The following is a 2,524-nucleotide window of genomic DNA, read 5'->3' as shown; positions in this document are numbered from 1 at the left end:
AGCTGAAGTATTTCGACGGCGCGCCGGTCGTGCGCGAAATCGCCCGCGTCTCGAAGCCAGGCCGCCGCGTCTATGTTTCGGCCAAGTCGATTCCGCAGGTCGCCAACGGCCTCGGCATCGCCATCCTTTCGACACCGAAGGGCGTGATGGCCGACCATGAAGCACGTGAACAGAACGTCGGCGGTGAGATCCTCTGCCAGATCTTCTGATCTGGCAGTTGACCGCAAAGTGGAATCCGGTCTTCGGATCGTTCCCGAAGACAGAGACCTGAAACAAGAGAAGTGACGAGGACAACAAAATGTCTCGTATTGGAAAGAAACCCGTTTCGCTGCCGCAGGGCGTGACCGCGACCGTCAACGGCCAGACCGTGACGGCGAAGGGCCCCAAGGGTGAGCTGAAGTTCGTGGTGAACGACGAAGTGCTGGTCAAGATGGAAGGCAGCGAGATCGCTGTCCAGCCGCGCGACCAGACCAAGACCGCCCGCTCCAAGTGGGGCATGTCGCGCACGCAGATCGTCAACATCCTGCAGGGCGTCAAGGACGGTTTCGAGAAGAAGCTCGAGATCACCGGCGTCGGCTATCGCGCGGCACTTCAGGGCAAGAACCTGCAGCTGGCGCTTGGCTTCAGCCATGACGTCGTCTATGAGACGCCGGCCGGCATCACCATTACCGTGCCGAAGCCGACCGAAATCACCGTGGCCGGCATCGACAAGCAGCAAGTCGGCCAGGTTGCGGCCGAGATCCGCGAGTATCGCGGTCCCGAGCCCTACAAGGGCAAGGGCGTCCGCTATGCCGGCGAGAAGATCGTCCGCAAGGAAGGCAAGAAGAAGTAGCGGGCCTGGCCTCGGGAAGTTGAGGCCAAGCCAAAAAGTGTAACGCCGCGGGGAGCGGTCGCGGGAGGCGCTTTCGCCTACCGCATATGGCGGCCCCCGTTTTTTGAAGGCAAGGAAGACCATCATGGGTACCAAGGAATCCACGCAGCGCCGCGCGCAGCGCGTCCGTCGTCAGATCAAGAAGGTCGCCGGCGAGCGTCCGCGTCTGTCGGTCCACCGCACGTCGAAGAACATCTACGTGCAGGTCATCGACGACGCCAAGGGCCACACCATCGCTGCCGCTTCGACGCTCGAGAAGGACCTCAAGGGTTCGCTCAAGACCGGCGCCGACACCGCCGCCGCCGCCGCGATCGGCAAGCTGATCGCCGAGCGCGCCACCAAGGCCGGCGTCAAGGAAGTCGTTTTCGACCGCGGTGCCTACATCTATCACGGCCGCGTCAAGGCGCTCGCCGAGGCTGCCCGCGAAGGCGGCTTGAGCTTCTAAGCATAGTCCCGAAAAGTTGCAGACTTTTCGGATAGGGATTATGCGAAGGAATTGATTTCGCCCCCGGTGACCGTTTCCCGATTTATTCGGGGCGAGGCACCGGATCTTATCAGCAACCGTGCTTCCGGAAAAAAACAAGGAACAGGATATGGCACAGGAACGTAGGGATGGCGGCCGCGGCCGCGATCGTGAAGAACGCGATGACGGCATGGTGGACAAGCTCGTCCACATCAACCGCGTCGCCAAGGTCGTCAAGGGCGGCCGTCGCTTCGGTTTTGCAGCACTCGTCGTCGTCGGCGACCAGAAGGGCCGCGTCGGCTTTGGTCACGGCAAGGCGCGCGAAGTGCCGGAAGCCATCCGCAAGGCAACTGAATCGGCCAAGCGCGACATGATCTTCGTGCCGCTGCGCTCGGGCCGTACGCTGCATCACGACGTCGAAGGACGCTGGGGTGCTGGACGCGTGCTGCTGCGCGCCGCCAAGCAAGGTACCGGCATCATCGCCGGTGGCCCGATGCGCGCTGTCTTCGAGACGCTCGGCATGCATGACGTGGTCGCCAAGTCGATGGGTTCGTCGAACCCCTACAACATGGTTCGCGCCACCTTCGACGCGCTGAAGAGCCAGATGCATCCCAAGGATGTGGCTGCTGCTCGCGGCATCAAGTATTCGACCCTTCAGGCCCGCCGCGGCACCGCCGTTGCGGCTGAAGAATAGTCGATCTGACCAGGGATTTTGACCATGGCCAAGAAAGCAACCAAGACCATCACCGTTGAGCAGATTGGTTCGCCGATCCGCCGTCCGAAGGAGCAGCGCGCGACGCTGGTCGGCCTCGGCCTCAACAAGATGCACAAGCAGCGCACGCTGGAAGATACGCCCTCCGTGCGCGGCATGATCGCTGCCGTCCAGCATCTCGTCCGCGTCGTGGACGAGGGCTGAGCCAGAGCGCAGGAGAACTCAGATGAAACTCAACGATCTGCGTGACAAGGACGGCGCGACGCACTCCAAGAAGCGTCTCGGCCGTGGTATCGGCTCCGGCTCCGGCAAGACCGGCGGTCGCGGCGTCAAGGGCCAGAAGGCGCGCTCCGGCGTCGCCATCAACGGCTTCGAGGGTGGCCAGATGCCGCTCTACCGGCGCCTGCCGAAGCGTGGCTTCAATAACATCTTCGCCAAGAGCTTCACCGTCGTGTCGCTGGCCCGCATCCAGGTGGCC

Annotated in this window: 6 protein-coding genes; all 6 read left to right on the top strand. The window is 62.8% G+C overall.

From position 1 onward, the window contains the following. Positions 1–209, top strand: a 209-nt coding sequence (rpsH, locus tag EN939_RS29570; protein WP_127271215.1) for a 30S ribosomal protein S8, incomplete at its 5' end; no start/stop codon positions are given. 89 nt (positions 210–298) lie between these two features. After that, positions 299–832, top strand: coding sequence for a 50S ribosomal protein L6 (gene rplF, locus EN939_RS29565; protein WP_013895694.1), 534 nt, complete (start codon positions 299–301; stop codon positions 830–832). A gap of 124 nt (positions 833–956) precedes the next feature. Continuing rightward, positions 957–1,316: a 50S ribosomal protein L18 gene (rplR, locus tag EN939_RS29560; RefSeq protein WP_027038735.1), complete on the top strand. Its 360-nt coding sequence runs from the start codon at positions 957–959 to the stop codon at positions 1,314–1,316. Between the two features lie 148 nt (positions 1,317–1,464). Further along, positions 1,465–2,028 (top strand): 30S ribosomal protein S5, encoded by a 564-nt coding sequence (gene rpsE, locus EN939_RS29555; protein WP_006333394.1) that lies wholly within the window; start codon positions 1,465–1,467, stop codon positions 2,026–2,028. 24 nt (positions 2,029–2,052) lie between these two features. Then, a complete protein-coding gene (gene rpmD, locus EN939_RS29550; RefSeq protein ID WP_006205449.1) occupies positions 2,053–2,250 on the top strand; it encodes a 50S ribosomal protein L30 in 198 nt (65 codons plus the stop codon). Positions 2,251–2,272: 22 nt separating this feature from the next. After that, a partial coding sequence (gene rplO, locus EN939_RS29545) for a 50S ribosomal protein L15 (RefSeq protein WP_127271213.1) occupies positions 2,273–2,524 on the top strand: 252 nt, incomplete at its 3' end.

Origin of the sequence: Mesorhizobium sp. M7A.F.Ca.CA.002.05.1.1 (assembly GCF_003998335.1) — a bacterium.
GTDB lineage: Bacteria > Pseudomonadota > Alphaproteobacteria > Rhizobiales > Rhizobiaceae > Mesorhizobium.
This window is presented reverse-complemented; position numbering and strand designations above follow the sequence as displayed.

Coding starts and splice junctions, on each gene's coding strand:
- rplR (WP_027038735.1), top strand. CDS start 957: ATGGGTACCAAGGAATCCACGCAGCGCCGCGCGCAGCGCGTCCGTCGT.
- rpsE (WP_006333394.1), top strand. CDS start 1,465: ATGGCACAGGAACGTAGGGATGGCGGCCGCGGCCGCGATCGTGAAGAA.
- rplF (WP_013895694.1), top strand. CDS start 299: ATGTCTCGTATTGGAAAGAAACCCGTTTCGCTGCCGCAGGGCGTGACC.
- rpmD (WP_006205449.1), top strand. CDS start 2,053: ATGGCCAAGAAAGCAACCAAGACCATCACCGTTGAGCAGATTGGTTCG.